Raw genomic sequence first — 18,114 nt, forward strand, 5'->3', positions numbered from 1 at the left:
TACCCGTAGGAGCCAGCCTTGCTGGCGAACCAGGCGACGCGGAGGATGGCACCGGCTATGCCGGTGTTCGCGGCTAAAGCCGCTCCTACAGGGACCGTGCCGGTTCGCCATTGGCGATGGGCGCACACCAGGCTGGAGACCTGTCTAAGCTGCACTGCACCTTTCCCCCGATGGAGACGCCTCTCATGAGCAGCAAAGCCATCTACATCCAACCCGGCGGCGGCTACGACAAGGTCCAGGTCGGCACCTGCGAGGCCGTCGCGCCCAAGGCCGGCGAAATCACCGTGCGCCTGCACGCCAGTTCCCTCAATTACCATGACTTTGCCGTGGTCAGCGGCATGTGGGGGCCGAGCGAGCGCCGTATCCCCATGGCCGATGGTGCCGGCGAGGTCATCGCGGTGGGCGCCGGTGTCAGCGAGTTCCAGGTCGGCGATGCGGTGGTCAGCACCTTCTTCCCCGACTGGCTCGACGGCCAGGCCCAGGTCGAAGGCTTCGCCAGCGTGCCGGGCGATGGCATCGACGGCTACGCCCGCGAGCAGGTGACCGCCCGCGCCACCTCGTTCACCCATGCGCCCAAGGGCTACAGCCATGCCGAGTCGGCGACCCTGACCACCGCCGGGCTCACGGCCTGGCGCGCGCTGATGAGCGATGACCACCTCAAGCCGGGTGACAGCGTGCTGGTGCAGGGCACCGGTGGCGTGTCTATCTTCGCCTTGCAGTTCGCCAAGCTGGCCGGCGCCACGGTGATCGCCACTTCGTCCAGCGATGCCAAGCTCGAGCGCCTCAAGGCTCTTGGCGCGGACCACCTGATCAACTACAAGACCACGCCGGCATGGGGCGAGAAAGTGCGTGAGCTCACTGCTGGACGTGGCGTGGACCATGTGATCGAAGTCGGCGGCCCGGCCACTCTGGAGCAATCGATGATCGCCGCGCGCATCGGTGGGCATGTGTCGTTGATCGGCATCCTTACCGGTGTCGCCGGACAGTTGCCGTTGGTCCAGGCGCTGGTGCGGCAGATCCGCCTGCAAGGGGTACTGGTGGGCAGCCGCGCGCAACAGCAGGCGATGGTCCGCGCCATCGACGCCAATGGCCTGCGGCCGGTGGTGGACAAGCACTTTGAACTGGAGCAGATCGTCGAGGCGTTCCGCTACCAGGAGAGCAACCGGCATTTCGGCAAGATTTGCCTGACCTGGTGATGCAGCAGATGGCTTGCGGGTGATCTCATGGTCCTCGCTGGCGCAATCCCTGCAGGAGCGGGCCGCGAACACCGGCGCGGCGGGTGGCAGACACCGCGGCGCCTGGTTCGCCAGCAAGGCTGGCGCCTACAAGAGGAGCGCTTCAGGTATGTGAGAGCAGTGGGAACATCAGCGGCTGCGCTTGCAGGGCGGTGGCGGTCGAACCCCAGACGAACAACGCATCGTCGTTATCCACAAGCCGGGTGGCGAACCCTTCGCCCTGCAACGGCGTGAAGCCCAGCACCACCTCGCGGGTCTCGCCGCGGACCAACTCCCCGACAATCTCCAGCAACGCGACCGGCCGTGCGCAGTACACCTCGGCCAGCAGCATCCGGCCTTGCTCGTGCTCCACCACCACATAGGCGTCATGCGCCGTCGAATAGTGCAGCGCCTCGCGGTACGGGCCCTGGCAATAGAACATGGTCTGCGACACATGCGGCTGCAGGCTCAAACGTGCCTGTGGACAACTGCTGGCGACCGTTGCCATGAAATGGCGGCGTTGATCGCTGGCATCGAGGTCAACCGGTTTGAAGCTGCTGGCACGCGGGGAGGCCGACCACGGCAGGTAATGCTCGTGCTCGACCACCCGGCGAAAGCCGAACTTCGGGTACAGCTCCAGCACCGTGCTGTTGGCAAACAGGTACAGCAGGTCGCAGCGCTTGGCCCAGCGCGACACCAGGCGCTCCATCAGGTAGCGGCTGTAGCCATTGCCTTGGGCCTCGGGTGCGGTCATCACCGTGCCGATCTGCACGGTGCGCAGGTGCTGGCCGTCGAGGCTGAAGTCGAGTCGGTTGCTCGAGGCGTTGGCCAGCATCTGGCCCTGGCGCACCAGCGAGCAAGGCTGGTGGTCGTCCGGCCAGAAGCCGGCCTGGTACCAGGCTTCGAAATCGAAGCCGTAGGTCTGTTGGGTCAGGGCATTGAGTGCGCCGCGCAGGTGCGGGTCGTCGCGGTAGTGCTCGACCAGGCGCAGGCTGGGGTCATCGAGAATGACGGTCATGGCATCCCTTGCTGTTGGTGAAGTGGGATGAACGTTACCTGCCGCGCGTTTGCAAAACTGTAAGGCTTTGTGCGGCGGGCTTGCCCCGAGACAGTGCCGGCAGCGTGCTCATCGCCAGCCATTCTTGACGGGGGAATCCCTGGCGCGACGCGGATTGACGCAAATGGACAAGCCGAACGCGACATCTGCCGCGATCGGGCATGGGGTGTCGTGATCGCGCACCTACGGGACGTTCTCGAACAATTTTCCCACCGCCCGGGGGGCTTAAATGAACCCCGAAATCGCCGGTGCGTTGCTCTGTGAAAGCGTGAACAAGGTCAACAACAGAGCGTGAGCGACGTGTCATTCTTATTGCTTTTCAAGGAGATACTGTTTCGCCTACGCCTGCCCATCCCGTCCTTGTGTCCGCAAAAAGAGAACAATATCAATGAACACCGTGGGAACTGATGGCAACCTTGCACAAGGTTTCAAGCCACGTCATGTAACGATGCTGTCGATCGCCGGCATCATCGGTGCCGGACTTTTCGTCGGCTCCGGCCACGCTATCGCGGCCGCCGGGCCCGCCACCATTCTTTCCTATTTCGTGGCCGGCACCCTGGTGGTGCTGGTGATGCGCATGCTCGGCGAAATGGCCGTGGCCCACCCCGATACCGGTTCGTTTTCCACCTATGCCGACCAGGCCATCGGCCGCTGGGCCGGCTACACCATCGGCTGGTTGTACTGGTGGTTCTGGGTGCTGGTGATCCCCATCGAGGCGCTGGCCGCCGGGCATGTGCTCAATGCCTGGTTCCCCCAGGTGGACAGCTGGATCTTCGCCCTGGGCTCGGTGTTGCTGCTGGCCTGCACCAACCTGTTCAGCGTGGCCAAGTACGGCGAGTTCGAGTTCTGGTTCGCCATCCTCAAGGTCACCGCGATCCTCGGCTTCATCGGCCTGGGCTTCGCCGCCTTGATGGGCTGGCTGCCCGCGCGCGAGGTCAGCGGCCTGAGCAGCCTGATGGAGGAGCACGGCGGCTTCGCGCCCAAGGGCTGGTCGGCGGTGGTGGGGGCGTTCATCACCGTGATGTTCAGCTTCATCGGCACCGAGGCGGTGACCATCGCGGCGTCCGAGTCCAGCGACCCGGCGCGCAACATCGCCAAGGCCACCCGCTCGGTGATCTGGCGCATCAGCACCTTCTACATCCTGTCGATCTTCGTGATCATTTCGGTGGTGCCGTGGAACGATCCGCAGTTGGCCGTGGTGGGTTCGTACCAGCGGGCGCTGGAAATCATGAACATTTCCAACGCCGCGTTGATGGTCGACTTCGTGGTGCTGATCGCGGTGACCAGTTGCATGAACTCATCGATCTACATCGCCTCGCGGATGATGTATTCGCTGGCCAAGCGCGGTGACGCCCCGGCCATGCTCAAGCACACCTCAAAGGTCGGCGTACCGCGCGCGGCGGTGTTCGGCAGCACGCTGATCGGCGCGGCCATCGCCATCCTCAACTACTTCGCGCCCAAGGGCGTGTTCGAGTTTTTGCTGGCCAGTTCCGGCGCCATCGCCTTGCTGGTGTACCTGGTGATCGCCATTTCGCAGTTGCGCATGCGTGGGCGCCTGGAGCGCGAGAACGCCAACCTGAAGTTTCGCATGTGGCTGTTCCCCTACCTGACCTGGGCGGTGATCCTGTTCATCAGCGGCGCCTTGGCGGTGATGATGTTCACCGAGGAGCACCGCGCCGAGGTGACCGCCACCTTGAGCCTGGCGATTTTGATTTCGTTCCTCGGCATCGTCACCAGCCGCGGCCACGGCCGTAGCGTGGCAGCCCAAGCATGACCCTGTAGGCGCCGGTGCCATCCACCGCGTTGTCTGCTACAGGGCAAAGTAGGCTGCACTCTGCGTAGGAGCCGGCTTGCCGGCGAACACCGGCACAGCCGGTGCTATCCACCGTGTTGCATGGTTCGCCAGCAAGCTGGCTCCTACAGGGCACGGGCAGTTGCTCTGCGTAGGAGCCGGCTTTGCCGGCGAACACCGGCGTAGCCGGTGCCAGGCACTGCGTCGCCAGCAAGCTGGCTCCTGCGGACCGGGGCCGCAGGTGGGGCCTGCTATCTGGCCCCTAACGCTCGCTGGGAAACAGCCAGCTAGCCACCTGCGGGCTGGCCAGCAGCTGCGCGGCATTGTGCCCGACCCCGGGCACCACGAACTGCCGATGAGCGATGTCGACAGCCCAGGCGCGCGACACAAACCTCTCGTAACGCAGATAGCCGAGCTGGCGCTCGACGCGGTCGCGCCCCTGCGCCTCGGCGCCACAGCTGTGGTCCATGATGCGGCTGGTGGCATGGGTATCGCGTTCGCCCACCAGGTAGGTCACGTTGCGCGCCGCATAGCGGCGAAACAACTGTTTGGCGTCCAGGCCTTGGCTGACCAGGTAGGCGGGAGGCTGCTCGAGGCCATAGCGATACTGGTTGTAGCCCGGGCAATGCTTGCCCGGCAGCGGCGCGAAGCCCGTGGGCGTTGGCCGATTGGCGTCCAGGTACAGGTACGAGGATGGGCTGGAAATCACATAGCGCACCGGCAGGCCCGCGACCGCCTTGCCCAGCACGGCGTAGCGCTGCATGAGCTGGGCACCGGCCGAGTGGCCGATCAGCACGACTTCCTTGAGACGCGGGAAGCGCCTGCTGTCGGCCAGGTAGGCCAGCAGGTCGTCGAGCACGCTGAAGGTGGCGATGCCGCGGCGACCGGCGCTCGATTCGCTGCCTTGCATCCACCGGTCCTTGGGCCATAGCGGCATGGCGTCGGTGGCAGGCGAATCGTCGGCGCTGAGGAAATTGGGCGCGATCAGCAAGACGGCGGGGCCGCCAAGCCCGGCGTTGGCCAACAGCTGCTGCGCGCCAGCGTAGTAGTCCAGGGCATTACGGCGCACGCCATGGACAATCACCACGGCACGTTCGGCCAGCTCGGGCCGGAGCTGGTCGGCATTGCTGTAGGCAAGCAAATCGTAGGGCTGGGCCCGGCCAAGCTGCAGCACTTGCACCGCCGCCAGGGTGACGTTGCTGAACAAGGTCAGTAGCAGAGCCATGCTCCAGGTTTTTACGGTGCAACTGACGCGCATCCTGGCGGACTCCTTTGCAAGGGCCAAGCATCACGGCCAGGCGTAGTGGCGAACTGATGCTTTTGCCGCTGGCGTGATGTCATCTGAATGTTACATGAGCGCTTTAGCTAATCAATGGTGTGCTTCGCAAGCGCAATGTTATTCATTTGGGTGGTTATGCCTGTGCACTGAACGTGAACTTTTCATTTAATCGATGAAATGCGACTTTGCACGTATTGACAGCTGCCGCGGGCTCCTCAAAAATCTGTGGCCTGAGCGTCGCTTCGGTTGGAACCGAAGAAAATATAACAAGGGATAATGATAATGCTTGGATGTCTTTGGCAGCACCTGAAAATAAAAACAACTGCTTCCAGTATGGATTTCCTTGCACGGATAGCCGCTCACCACGCCTCCTTTTCGCCACACCCTGCCTTTTAGTTAATCCTGCCCATTTATCGCGCGACCACTGACTTTTCACAAAAGACGTGGGGCCGCATTGTGCCTGAAACTTAGTATGCCGTGCCCGCTGGGGTAGGGTTGCCAAGTGCTGGGTGCTCGAAAAAAGTAGATTGATACTTTGACGGCTATTGTTTGCCCGCAATAAATACAACGCCGTTAATGGAATGAATTGTAATCCAATGGAGTGGCTTGACCATGTTCAAGAGTCGCAAACCCGTTGCGCTTGATGATCCTTCGCTCGAGCGCGTAAAACTCACGCCGCAGATGCTCGATTACGACCGCTTCGCCAATCGCGGCCGTTCGCAATACCTGCCCTATGTCATGAGCTTCAATGCCGCAGGCTATCAATCGGCGTCGATCAACACCGACCGCCTGGGCTTTCGCTTCGCCCACGACAAGCAAGGCCGGGCGATCAGTGCCGGCCAGCTCCAAGACTGTGCCGATGGCCCGGTAAACATTCTTGTCGGCGCGTCGCCGGCCTTGGGCTATGGGGCTTCCAGCGATGCCGCCTCGGTGGTCAGCAGGCTCGCGGCGCATGACCCGCAAGGCACCCCCTGGCTGAATTTTGCCGGCCACTGCTTCAACGCCACCCAAGAGCTGACGCTGTTCATGCTGCATATGCACCGGCTGCCGAAAATCCGCCGGATCGTGGTCATGGGGGGCTTCAACACCCTGGTGATGGCGCGGCTGCCAGAGTTCGTCCGCGGTGAACTGCCAGCGTTTTATTTCTGCGGCGAATATTACGAGAAGTTCGACGAGATCGCCGAGGAGCACGGGGCGAAGCTGCCGCCGGCAAAACTTCCCAAGTGGCCCAATGAAACCACCGCGGTGCCACCTGTGGCGCAGACTCTGGCGCGGGCCACGGCCGATACGCTGAACTGCCTGAAAACCTGGAAGTGCCTGGCGCAGTCGCTGGGTGCGGAACTTTCCTTCGTCATGCAACCCTTGGCGACCTGGGTGCGTTCGCCTTGCGCCGAAGAACAGAAGTTGTTTGACGAACTGGACCGTATTTCCCGGCTGGGGACCTGGCAACACTTGTACGGTGATATTTCCGACCCGGCGGTGGCTGCCCAGTACGCGGACAAACTCGCCAGCGGCTGCCATGCCCTGGGCATCCCGTTCAGCAACTTGGTCGACGCGCTGCAAGCGCGCCCGGCGGATGAATGGTTCTTTGTCGACCGCGCGCACTTTACCGACCTTGGAAACGATGTAGTGGCGCAGGCCATTCATGACCATCTGCAATGACATGTGAGGAAAAGACCATGTTCAAACGTATTCGCCAGGCCCTCGGATCGCTCTTCAAACGCAAGAAGAAGTCCAAGAAAAAGAACAATTCCTCTATTTATCCAATGCACTGATGAACAACCATCGGCAGTTATTTTCCAGCCTGCTCGGCGCCGAGTCGGGGGACCAGGCCCGGCGGATGTTTTCATCCGCCAGCCTGCGCGCCTGCCTTGCCGCCGCGCCCGGCGCCGCGCAGGTCGAGGCCGACTTCGCCTGCCCGCAGCAGCTGGCCGGCCTGGCCGCCGACGCCGCGCAGCGCTTGCAGGCCATCGGCCAGGGCTGGCGGCAGCTGCAGCAGCGTCTCGGCGAGCACGAGGGCCAGCTGCTGCGCGCCAAGGCCGTGCGTGAGGCCGCGCCGCTGTTGCTTGGCAGCCAGCACCTGATCCACGCCGTCTGCGCCAGTTGGAACAACGAAGCGCGCTATGCCATGGCCATGTTGCAGGTCCATGCGCTGGATGTTGGCGGTGGCCGGCCCGGCGCCAGCCGTATCCAGCGTTATCGCGAGCTGATGCGTGAGCTGGCGCCGTCGGATGCCGGCGAGGATCCCCAGTCCATCGGTGACGATTCCAGTGTCTGCGACGGTGCGTTCAACCTGGCGGCGATGCTGGTGCTGCTCGGGCATTTTCCCGAGTCGCTGTTGCCGCAGATCCTCGGGGCCAACCTCTACCTGCGCCATTGTGGCGTGTTGCCGATGTTCGCCTTCATCGCCGATGGGCAGCCTGGGCGCGAGCGCCTGCTCGACCTGCGCCGCGACCCGTGCGGTTCGGCGCAAGACCTGGCAACGCTGGCCGAGGCCGCGGTACGCGAGTACCTCGCCCAGGCCGCGCCCGAGGCCCAGCAAGGCATGCGCCAGGGGTATGGCTGGGCGCGCGGGCAGGTCGAGTCGGCGAACACCGCGCTGCTCGCCGTGCTGGAACGCTGGCTCGACCCGCGCGAGGCCGCCCGTGACCTGATCAGCCGGCGACGCCCGGATGCCTGCCAGTACCACGAGAAAGCCCGCTTGAACAAAGTGCCGATGCGCTCGCTGCTGGAGGAGGATGACTCGCTGCGGTTTCTCGAGCATCTGGCCGCCAGTGCCTATGTCCGCGCCGGCAACCCGCAAGGCAGCCCGTTGCTGACCACCCTGGTATCGCCGCGGGGCAAGATGTTCCGCATCTTCAGCCGCGACGACCTGGCCATCCTCGAGCGCTGGATCGCCGGGCTGCCTTACGCCGAACAGCCTCAGCCACAGCCGGCTCGCGCGCTGTGGAAGGATGACGGCCTGCTGGCCGGGCTGCTGGGCGAGGAGGTCGAGGCGCCGATCCTGGCGACTCGCCTGGCACCGCGCCAGGCCTACCCGCGCTTGCTGCACGTCGAGCTGACCCCAGCCGAGCAGAACCATGCCCGGCACTACGTCAACCGCTGGCTGGTCAAGGCCGCCCGCGGGGTGGCCAAGGGCCGCTGCCCGCTACCCGAACGCTGGGCCCCAGGCGTGCTGCGCGAGTGGCTGCAACAGCAGCACGCGTTGTCCAACCAGGCGCTGGAGCAGCCTCAGGACCTGCCCAGCCGCGAAGAGGTGATTGCCGACATCGTCGCCCTGGCGCCGCTGACCATGATCGACGGCGCCTGGCTGGCCGGTTTCGCCCATCCGTCCCTGGCGGCCTCGACCTTTGGCAGCCGCCTGTTCGAGACCCTGTACGACGAGCTGGGCAACGGCCTCGAGGCACAGAACCACCCGGTGATCTACCGCCAGTTGCTGCGGGCGGTGCATGGCGAACTACCGGCCACCGCCGCGCCAGGCTATGCCGGCGCCGAGTGTTTCGCCGACGAGGACTTCGAGCTGCCGGTGTTCTGGCTGGCCATCGGCCGTTATCCCCAGAGCTACTGCCCGGAAATCCTCGGGCTCAACCTGGCGATGGAGTTGTCCGGCGTGGGCGGTGGCTACCGGCGCACCCACAAGGCCTTGGTCGCCTATGGCTACCCGACCCTGTTCGTCGACCTGCACAACGCCATCGACAACATTTCCACCGGCCACAGCGCCTGGGCTGCCGCCAGCCTGGACGCTTACCTCAGCGCATTTTCCACACGCGACCGCGACGAACTATGGGCGCGTATCCGTACCGGATACGTCGCGCTCAATCCACCCAGGGAGGACACCATGCTGGACAAGTTCAAGGAAACCATGAGGTCGCTGCTATGACCTGCACTCTCGGCATCTCCGCCTTCTACCACGACAGCGCGGCCACGCTGGTGATCGATGGGCGCATCGTCGCCGCGGCCCAGGAAGAACGCTTCAGCCGCATCCGCCACGACCCAGGGTTCCCGCGCCAGGCCATTGCCTACGTGCTGGCCGAGGCGGGCTTGCGCCTGGACCAGGTCGACCACGTGGCCTACTACGAGGACCCGGCCCTGAAGTTTCGCCGGGTGCTGTCCACCGCGGCGGTCGCTGGCCTGTCGGCGGTGCGCACCTACGCCCCGGTATTGGCCGACTGGCTCAGCACCAAGCGGCGCATGGACCGAGAAGTGCTGCGCCACCTCAAGGAGATGGGCGACCGCGCCGACCGACGCATCGAGGTGCATGGCCACCATGCCTCCCATGCCGCCTCGGCCTTCTTCCCCAGCCCCTTCGAACGGGCGGCGATCCTGTGCATCGACAGCGTCGGCGAATGGGCCACCACCACGCTCTGGCACGGCAAGCCCGAAGGCCTGGAGAAAGTCGCGGAGCTATCGTTCCCGCATTCGCTTGGCCTGCTCTACTCGGCGTTCACCTACTTCTGCGGCTTCAAGGTCGACTCCGGCGAGTACAAGCTCATGGGCCTGGCGCCCTATGGCAAGCCGGTGTACGCCGAGCGCATTCTCGCCGAGCTGATCGATGTGAAGCCCGACGGCAGCTTCCGCCTGGACTGGACCAAGTTCGAGTTCATCCGCGGTGAAGTGATGACCGGCGAAGCCTTCGTGCGCTTGTTCGGCGGCCCGCGGCGTTTGCCCGAGGCGCCGCTGACCGAGCGTGAGTTCGACCTCGCGGCCTCGGTGCAGAAAGTCACCGAGTTGATCGTTTCGCGCCTGGCCAAGACCGCCCGCGAACTTACCGGCGAGCGCAACCTGTGCATGGCCGGAGGCGTGGCCCTGAACTGCGTGGCCAACGGCGTGGTGTCCCGCGAGCGGACCTTCGAGCGCCTGTGGATTCAACCGGCCGCCGGTGATGCCGGAGGCTCGCTGGGAGCGGCGTTGCTCACCGATCGCCGGCAGCGCCAGGTTACCCAGCGCGAGCTGCCCGAGGCGGTCGATGGCATGAGCGGCTCGCTGCTCGGGCCACAGTACAGCGCCGAGCAGATCCGCGCCGAGCTGGATGAATGCGGCGCCGTGTACCAGCAGCTGAGCCAGGAGGAATTCGACCACCGGGTGATCCTGAGCATGGAGGAAGGCGGCGTGGTGGGCTGGTTCCAGGGGCGCATGGAGTTTGGTCCGCGCTCGCTGGGCAACCGCTCGATCCTCGGTGACCCACGACGCTCCGACACCCAGTCGACGATGAACCTGCGCATCAAGTTCCGCGAGTCGTTCCGCCCGTTCGCCCCGGTGGTGCTGGCCGAGCGCGCGGCCGACTGCTTCGACATCGTCGAGGAGAGTCCCTACATGCTGGTGGTGTCGCCGGTGGCCCAGGCGATTCGCAAGAGCGTGCCGGGGCACCAGGCGCAGTTGACCGGCATCGACCTGCTCAAGGTGGTGCGCAGCGACCTGCCGGCGATCACCCATGTCGACTTCTCGGCGCGGGTGCAAACCGTCGACAGCGAGCGCAACCCGCGTTTTCGCGCCTTGCTCGAACGCTTCCACCAGCGCACCGGCTGCCCGGCGCTGGTCAACACCTCGTTCAACGTGCGTGGCGAACCCATCGTCAACACGCCGTTCGAGGCCTACCGCTGCTTCATGCGCACCAACATGGACGTATTGGCCATCGGCGATTTCTACCTCGAGAAAGCCCAGCAGCCACAGTTCGAGGAAGCGGTCGACTGGCGCGAGACCGTGCCGCTGGACTGAACATTTCATCTACTAGGGAAGGTGCAACATGGAATACGTTCTGCTCTACCTGATCTTGCCTCTCGGTGTGTTGCTGCGGCGCGGCGCGCGGTTTGCCCATCGTCCGGATCCCAAGGTCGCGTCCTACCTGAAGCGCCAATCATGAGCCTCATGGCGCTGGATGTGCACCAGGCCTCGGTGGTCCAGGTGCTGACCGTGAGCGATGCCGACCTGTCCGGGCTGGCAGCCTGCCGCGAACGTCTGGCCAGCATGCCGCACCGCGCCGACAACGTCGGCGCGGTGGGCGCCGACTGGCTGCGCTCGCTGCTTGGCCCAGCCCTGGTCGAGAGCATCCGCGGGTTTGCCGGGTGCAGCCACAAGGCCCTGCTGTTGCGCGGCATCGGCCTGTCCACCGCGGTGCCGTCGCCGAGCAACGGCTTCTTGCCCGATGCCCAGTGCGTGCTGGATTTCGACCTGCTGCATTTCGGCATGCTCAACCTGCTGGGGGTGCGCTCCCACGCCGTGGAGTACGAGAACCACGGCAAGCTGGTGCGCAATGTGGTGCCGGTGGCGCAAGCGGCGGGCACCACCAGTTCCTGGGGCGCGGATGTGGATTTCTCGTGGCATACCGACAACCCCAACTGGCCATTCGACGACCAGGCCAGCGATGTCGCCCGCAGCGTGCCCAACTACCTGGCGTTCATCGCCGTGCGTAACCACGAGCAGGCCTCCACCGACATCGTCTGCGTCGACCATGTGCTGTCACGCCTGCCGGCCTGGGCCATCGAGCACCTCAGCCAGCCGGCCTTCGCCTTCGGCGCGCCGGCCTCCAACGAAGGCCATGACGGCGAGCAACGGGTGATGCCGATTCTCGAGCGTGGCGCCAACGGCTATCGGCTGCGCTTCGACGACGGCATCGTCAGCGCCAGCGCCGCGCCCGCCCAGGCCGCGCTCAGCCTGCTGCGCCAGGTGCTCAAGGACATCCAGGGCATAGAGCTGGTGCTGCAGCCCGGTGACTTCTTCATTTTCAAGAACGCCCGCGTGCTGCATCGGCGCAAGGCGTTCAAACCCCTGCCCGATGGCCAGGCGCGCTGGTTGCGCCGGGTCTACGGCAGCTGATGCTTTGCTGACAAATCTCACGACGAACAAGGAGTTTCCATGAACAAGCGTATTGCAGTTATCGGTGGTCGTCCGGCGCCTATCCACGGTGCCAAGGAAATGGGCATCGATGTCGTGCTGGTGCACCAGGAAGGTGACTACGAGCAGGAGATCGTCAGCCATTGCGAGCGCGTGGTGCATGCCCGCATCGACGATGCCGAGGCGATCATCAAGGTGCTCGAACCGCTGCACCGCGAGCGCCCGTTCGAGCGCATCATCACCACCACCGAGGTGGCGGGCGAGTCCACCGGCAAGGTGGTCGACCACTTCAAGCTGACCGGTGTCTCCTACAAGACCGCGCACCTGCTCAAGGACAAGGTGGCCATGCGCGAGCTGCTGGCCAAGCACGACCTGAGCCCGGTGGCCTTCCGTCACGTCACCTGCGCCGAGGACGCCATCGCGTTCGTCGCCGAGCATGGCCGCTCGGTGCTCAAGCCGGCCGAAGGCGTCGCCAGCCTGCACATCCACCCCTGCGAGGATGCCGCCAGCGCCACCCGTGCCTGGCAGGCGCTCAAGGACGCCGAGGTGCGCCACATCATCATCGAAGAGTACCTGGACGGCCCGGTGGTCAGCGTCGACTCGTTCTCCTTCAAGCGCCGCCACCTGCCGATCGGCTACTCGCAGTACCGCATGAACGACAAGTACGTCGAGTGGGAAGTCAGCACCCCCAGCACCGACGCCAAGCAGTGGCTCACCGAGCTCAAGGACATGACCTGCCGCCTGCTCGACGCGGTGGAGCTGGAAGAGGGCCCGTCGCACAGCGAGTTCGTCCTCACCGCCAAGGGCCCGCGCGTGCTCGAGTCCCATGCCCGCCTGGCCGGCTCCGGCGCCCCGGAACTGGTGCGCCGCGCCTTCGGCCTGGACCTGAACCGCATGTTCCTCACCGTGCCGCTGGGCATCGACGAACTGCCGCTGGAGTCGCCAGAGCCCAAGGCCGGTGCCGCGATCCAGTTCTTCGTGCCGACCCCGGGCAAGGTGCGCAAGGTCGAGCTCGACCTCAAGCCTGACGTCGACGTGCGCCACACCCGCCCAGGCGAGACGCCGCTGGTGTTCCTGCCGTTCCTGTTCGAGCTGGGCGAGGCCGAGCGCGCGGTGGTCATCCAGAAGCACGAAGGCGATGTGATCCCGCCGCTGGACACCGTGGCCGACTGCGTTTCCGGTTATGTGCTGGCCACCGGCACCTCGCGCGAGGACGCGGTGCGCATCGGCGATGAACTGGTCGCCGCCGTGCACTTCATCCAGGAGCCCCAGGCATGAGCTACGTGCTCTGCCTGCATCGCTGGGTAGGGCGCCAGGCACTCTACGACGAGTATGAGCTGCCCGCTGGCAGGGTGATTCGGGCGATCTGCACGCCCGAGTCACTCGGCTCGCTGCCGGCAGCGCGGCTGGCGTCGAGCTCGACGCTGGCCTCGCTGGACGATGCCGACGCGGTCATGGCCGAGGCTGGGCGGGTGATCGCCCAGTACGGCGTGCCCGAGCGCGTGGTGGCGTTGAACGAAGGCGACCTGCTCAATGCCGCCGCGATTCGCGAGCGCTGGGCCATCCACGGCGACGCGCCGGCCTGGGTCGAGCGCTTTCGCGACAAGCTCAGCATGCTCGCGGTGGCCAACCGGCAGACGGCCATCGCCGTGCTGCCGGCGGTGGCCGCGGACGATGCGCAGGGGGTGCGCCAGTTGCTGCAAAGCCACGGCTACCCGCTGGTGCTCAAGCCGCGCTTCGGCACCGCCAGCCGCGGCGTCAGGATCCTGCGCCAGGCGCAGGACCTGGCGCTGCTGCAGGACGCGCAGCCAGAGCCGATGATGGTCCAGGTGTTCTGCGCCGCGCCGATTTTGCATGTGGATGGCTGGTGGGATGGCGAGCAGGTGGTGGTGCTGACCGCATCGCGCTATGTGAACAGCTGCGCCGACTTCGGCCCGGACAGCCCGCTGGGCAGCATCGAGCTTGCCGAAGGCGATGACGAGCGACGCATCGCCAGCCGCGTCGCCGAGCTGCTGGCGGCCTTCGCGCCAGGGCGCGAGATTGTCTTCCACCTGGAACTGTTCGATGACGGCGACGCCTTGCGCTTTCTCGAGATCGGCGCCCGCGTCGGCGGCGCGGAAATCCCGTTCCTTTGGCGCGAGGTGCGCGACATCGACCTGGTGGGCATCGCCTGGGAGTTGCAGACCGAAGCTTCCAGCCGCTACCGCGAGCAGGCGCGCAGCCGCAGCCGCGACGGCCGCCCGCTGCATGGCGAGCGTGGCGCCTGGGTGATTGGCCGGCGTGCCAGCACGCCCGACGCAGGCCTGGGCACGTTGTATTGGTCGCTGCCCCAGGAGCTACAGCGCACTGCCAGCGGTGTTTATGAAGGGGCGAAGACCCGCCTGCGCCTGCGCAGCTTCGACCGCCAGGCGCTGGAGCGCGATGTCGAGTCGATCTTCGCGCAGTTGTCCCACGCCTGGAGCGTGCAAGCATGAGGGCCGCGCCGCGCGCCCTGGTTACATTGAACGATGCCGGCCGCGGCGCTGCCTTGCAGCGCCGTTGGGCCACCCAGCCATGCGAAGGAGCATGTTGAGATGCCGTTGGAGAATTTGATAGGTGTGGCGATCATCGCCCTGGGCATGGTCTTGACCCCCGGCCCGAACATGGTCTACCTGACATCCCGGGCGATTTCCCAGGGCCGCCTGGCCGGGATGATCTCCCTGGCCGGCGTGGCGCTGGGGTTCATCTGCTACCTGGTGGCCTCCGGGCTTGGCCTGTCGGCGCTGTTCAAGGCCGTGCCGGTGGCATATGACGTGGTGCGCATCGCCGGCGCCTTCTACCTGGGTTACCTGGCCTGGAACATGGTACGCGGCGCCTCGCCTTTCGAGGCGCGGGAACTGCCGCCGCATTCGCCGCGCAAATTGTTCACCATGGGGCTGGTGACCAACCTGCTGAACCCGAAGATCGCGTTGATGTACTCGGCGTTGATTCCGCAGTTCATCGACCCAACGGTGGGGTCGACCTTGCAGCAGTACATGCAACTGGGGTTGGTGCAGATCGTCATTGCGGTGACGGTGAATGGGCTGATCGTGCTGGCGGCGGCGCGGGTGAGCCGCTTCCTGACCGCCCGGCCCGCGGCGATGAGGACCCAGCGGTGGGTGTCCGGGGCGGTGTTGGGGGTGTTTGCGGTGGATATTTTGTTGAGGAAGCCGTTGGATTGAGGGGGGTGGGAGTTAGAAAGGCGCCATTTGGCGTCTTTTTTATTGGGCCGGGGTAATTTGAAACAAGTCGGTATCTATCTGTTTTTTCTGATTAATAATTTATTGGTCAACTTGCCTGGAATACCAGTTGGAACGCTGCGTGGTCTGGATTCCGATGGACGGTGCTTTTTGAGCTCCGCCCAAAAAAAAGAATCGGGATCGAGTCTATCAACTAAATGGTCGCGCTGTTGATTGTTGCCCCTGCGCGTACGATGTCCCCACTCGCAGGTACAGGGGTTCCTAGCAAACGATACCGTCAATGATTGCTGTGTTGGCTAAGCCGACTCTCGAAGTACTGCGCAGTCTCTTTGTCGGTGCAGTACAGGTAGCAACCCTTCATCCCACGTGTCATCAGAGTTCGGTATGTATTTTTGATGATCAGGTCTGTTTCTTTTTTCGCTAGGGTAGGTTGCTCTTTCATCATTTTTTTCCAGCCGCGAATCGATTTATCGTGCTTGTCGCGCTCGGCCGGGGATGTCACTACCTTACCGTCACGTACGATTAGGTCTGGCCCGATGATCACCCCAATGTAGTCGACTTCCAAACCTTGGCAGGTATGAATACAGCCAACCTGCTCAATGGAGTTCTCAGCGATGATCCATAGGCTGCCATCCTGATCCAGGTTCCATTGGCGTTTGTAGTCACCAATGACGATATCAGCAGCGGTGGAGTCTTTCTTGCTCAGCCAAGGCCAGCAATAGCCCGCGACCACACGAGCTTTGTTTCCGTGGTTTTTCTCGTTGATTGCTTCATGCATCGCCTGAGGTGAGTCGAACACCTTAAACTCGTACTCTTGAGTCTCAAGCGTCGGATTTGCCGTCGAACGAATGCCTAGCGTGTCATCCAGCCATGCCAGGTAACCGTCAGAACCACTGCAGCGAAACTGCGAAGACAGCACGTGTTCTTCAACCTCAGCACCCTTGGCTTTTGCAAAGGCGCGTATCGCCTGCTTGCTGCCAATATCGCTCAAGGTTACACGCTGGTCTTCATCAATGAAGAAAATTGAGCATTTCGCTGAATCAATCAGCTCCTTGATCTGGTTTTCCCCAAGGTTTCCATAAAGCCCGCTTTTCTCATTCAGCCGATGAGCTTCGTCCACGATAAGCGCATCGAATGTGTTGGGCTCAGTGTCGATGAACGCCCCAGAGCCTGAAAAGAAATTCGAGAAATGGCTGCGTTTGATGGTGCCAACCAGTTTGCTTTCGTAGACCTTGCGTGGGGCGGCATTCTTCGAGACATATTTGCTTAACAGCCTCAATTCTGTGAGCCTCACCAGCAAATTGATAGCCAGAACAGTTTTCCCGGTGCCCGGCCCCCCCTCAATAATCAGCACCTTTGGCGCTTGCTCCGAAGCTTCGCTTGCCGCTGCGAGCGCCGATTCAAAAATTGCTTTCTGATCGTCAATCAATACGAACTCTGGCTTGCCTGTCATCAGCCCTTCGAGGGCTTCGGCTAGCGCTTTGGATGGGCGGATTTTCCCATCGGACAGTTCGTAGAGAACCTCTTTGTTGTCGCCGTGAGCAATATGCTTTTTCAGGAAGCTTCTGAGTTTGGTGAGCTCGTCCGGCCCTTTCAGGAACAGTGGGGCTTTGCTGATGTGGGGCTCGTAGTGAGCTGAGTCGATGATGCCGTCGCTGACGTAGTTATGAAGGTAGGCACACGGACGGATCTCGATGCTTTTGTCATACACCGCTTCGTTGAAGCCCTCCAGCAGCGCGGCGTATGACCAAACCTGATAGGACGGGTGAATGGTCTCAACGAGGCCGCCACCCAATGCTGTTTTGACGATGGCATCCTTGGTAGTGGCGTTGGCCTTGCTCCATTGCTTCAATTCGATCAAGACGGCTTTTTTTGCCTGCTTTTCGTCGCGACCGGTGAGCAGAAAATCGATTCGCTTCGACGACTGCGGAATGTGCAGCTCAATGGCGAGGCCCGCGTCGCTCGGCAGGCCTTCATCCCTAAGGACCTTGGCCATGTACGTTAGCGATCCTTGCCACGACCTGATTTCCGACCTGCCAACGGTCTTGCCGGTGGCTTCCTTGTAATGCCTGAGGATCACGTCCTCGATGTCATCGTTATCGTTGTCTTTTAGAAATTGCTGTTTGGTCGCAGCGTAAACGATCACGGTTTGTCCTTAGATTCGGGTTGATCAGAGTCGGTCGTACTTTTTGCTGCTGCTTTTGGCTTTATCCACGGGGTATTTCTGGCCGTTCGAGGCGAGTTTCCGTGTCACCGCTTCGTTGAGGTCAACCCCGAGTACGCTGCTCAGCCGAACCAGGTACATCAGTACGTCCGCCAATTCGTCCTTGACGGCTTGGCCGATCTCGGGATCTGTAGCTGCGGAGAGCGAATCGGGATCGCTCATCCATTGGAAAATCTCGCACAGCTCTCCTACCTCGCCAGTGAGAGCCAGGATGAGATTTTTGGGGGAGTGGAACTGCTGCCAGTCGCGATCATCTGCGAAGCGCTGAAGGGATGCGGCAAGCTTCACAACGTCAACCAGTGGCGCAGATGAGCTGTCTGAGTCACTCACGGGGCTATCTCTTGGGTATCAGTGGGGAGGGCAAAAAATGTGTAGGAAATCCGGCCTTGGATTGTAAGAGTTTTCGCTGCTTGCGCAGGTTTTTTTGTGTTTTTTCTCTCACGCGCTGTCTGCCGCCCGAATTCCTTGCCGGCGTTCGCTATTTGCTTTGAGTGAGGCG

Annotated in this window: 13 protein-coding genes; 9 read left to right on the forward strand and 4 right to left on the reverse strand. The window is 63.3% G+C overall.

Annotation, left to right across the window (positions count from 1 at the left end; translation table 11 throughout):
• Positions 1 to 185 precede the first annotated feature (185 nt).
• Complete coding sequence (locus E3U47_RS14940) at positions 186 to 1,196, forward strand: NAD(P)-dependent alcohol dehydrogenase (protein ID WP_134692337.1); 1,011 nt, start codon at positions 186 to 188, stop codon at positions 1,194 to 1,196.
• Between the two features lie 142 nt (positions 1,197 to 1,338).
• On the opposite strand, the gene E3U47_RS14945 is transcribed toward E3U47_RS14940, so the two are convergent.
• Positions 1,339 to 2,232 carry a GNAT family N-acetyltransferase gene (locus E3U47_RS14945; RefSeq protein ID WP_134692339.1) on the reverse strand — a complete coding sequence of 298 codons (894 nt, stop codon included), beginning with the start codon at positions 2,230 to 2,232 and terminating at the stop codon, positions 1,339 to 1,341.
• 427 nt (positions 2,233 to 2,659) lie between these two features.
• Here E3U47_RS14945 and E3U47_RS14950 point away from each other — a divergent pair, with 427 nt between their 5' ends.
• The gene (locus E3U47_RS14950; RefSeq protein WP_134692341.1) at positions 2,660 to 4,045 is read left to right on the forward strand and encodes an amino acid permease; all 1,386 of its coding nucleotides are present in this window, start codon (positions 2,660 to 2,662) and stop codon (positions 4,043 to 4,045) included.
• Positions 4,046 to 4,325: 280 nt separating this feature from the next.
• Here the strand turns inward: E3U47_RS14950 and E3U47_RS14960 are convergent, their stop codons facing one another.
• A complete protein-coding gene (locus E3U47_RS14960) occupies positions 4,326 to 5,321 on the reverse strand; it encodes an alpha/beta fold hydrolase (protein WP_256660284.1) in 996 nt (331 codons plus the stop codon).
• 633 nt (positions 5,322 to 5,954) lie between these two features.
• Between E3U47_RS14960 and E3U47_RS14965 the strand changes: the two genes are divergently transcribed.
• The 7 genes from E3U47_RS14965 to E3U47_RS14995 all read left to right on the forward strand — a co-directional run bounded on the left by E3U47_RS14965 (position 5,955) and on the right by E3U47_RS14995 (position 15,373).
• Entirely contained in the window at positions 5,955 to 7,004 is a 1,050-nt protein-coding gene (locus tag E3U47_RS14965) for a hypothetical protein (protein WP_134692346.1), read from the forward strand.
• Positions 7,005 to 7,116: 112 nt separating this feature from the next.
• Entirely contained in the window at positions 7,117 to 9,222 is a 2,106-nt protein-coding gene (locus E3U47_RS14970) for an iron-containing redox enzyme family protein (protein ID WP_256660285.1), read from the forward strand.
• Positions 9,219 to 11,057: a carbamoyltransferase gene (locus tag E3U47_RS14975; protein WP_134692348.1), complete on the forward strand. Its 1,839-nt coding sequence runs from the start codon at positions 9,219 to 9,221 to the stop codon at positions 11,055 to 11,057. The genes E3U47_RS14970 and E3U47_RS14975 overlap by 4 nt, the downstream gene beginning before the upstream one ends.
• 141 nt (positions 11,058 to 11,198) lie before the next feature.
• Positions 11,199 to 12,155 carry a TauD/TfdA family dioxygenase gene (locus E3U47_RS14980; RefSeq protein WP_134692350.1) on the forward strand — a complete coding sequence of 319 codons (957 nt, stop codon included), beginning with the start codon at positions 11,199 to 11,201 and terminating at the stop codon, positions 12,153 to 12,155.
• Between the two features lie 39 nt (positions 12,156 to 12,194).
• The gene (locus tag E3U47_RS14985; protein WP_134692352.1) at positions 12,195 to 13,451 is read left to right on the forward strand and encodes an ATP-grasp domain-containing protein; all 1,257 of its coding nucleotides are present in this window, start codon (positions 12,195 to 12,197) and stop codon (positions 13,449 to 13,451) included.
• Positions 13,448 to 14,647 (forward strand): acetyl-CoA carboxylase biotin carboxylase subunit family protein, encoded by a 1,200-nt coding sequence (locus tag E3U47_RS14990; RefSeq protein ID WP_134692354.1) that lies wholly within the window; start codon positions 13,448 to 13,450, stop codon positions 14,645 to 14,647. The genes E3U47_RS14985 and E3U47_RS14990 overlap by 4 nt, the downstream gene beginning before the upstream one ends.
• A 99-nt stretch (positions 14,648 to 14,746) precedes the next feature.
• Entirely contained in the window at positions 14,747 to 15,373 is a 627-nt protein-coding gene (locus E3U47_RS14995) for a LysE family translocator (protein WP_134692356.1), read from the forward strand.
• Positions 15,374 to 15,668: 295 nt separating this feature from the next.
• Here the strand turns inward: E3U47_RS14995 and E3U47_RS15000 are convergent, their stop codons facing one another.
• The gene (locus tag E3U47_RS15000; protein WP_134692358.1) at positions 15,669 to 17,537 is read right to left on the reverse strand and encodes a DUF2075 domain-containing protein; all 1,869 of its coding nucleotides are present in this window, start codon (positions 17,535 to 17,537) and stop codon (positions 15,669 to 15,671) included.
• A gap of 24 nt (positions 17,538 to 17,561) precedes the next feature.
• Positions 17,562 to 17,945 carry a nucleotide pyrophosphohydrolase gene (locus tag E3U47_RS15005; RefSeq protein WP_134692360.1) on the reverse strand — a complete coding sequence of 128 codons (384 nt, stop codon included), beginning with the start codon at positions 17,943 to 17,945 and terminating at the stop codon, positions 17,562 to 17,564.
• Between the last annotated feature and the right edge of the window lie 169 nt (positions 17,946 to 18,114).

The sequence above is a fragment of the Pseudomonas sp. RIT623 genome, assembly GCF_004519305.1.
In the GTDB taxonomy this organism is placed as follows: Bacteria; Pseudomonadota; Gammaproteobacteria; order Pseudomonadales; family Pseudomonadaceae; genus Aquipseudomonas.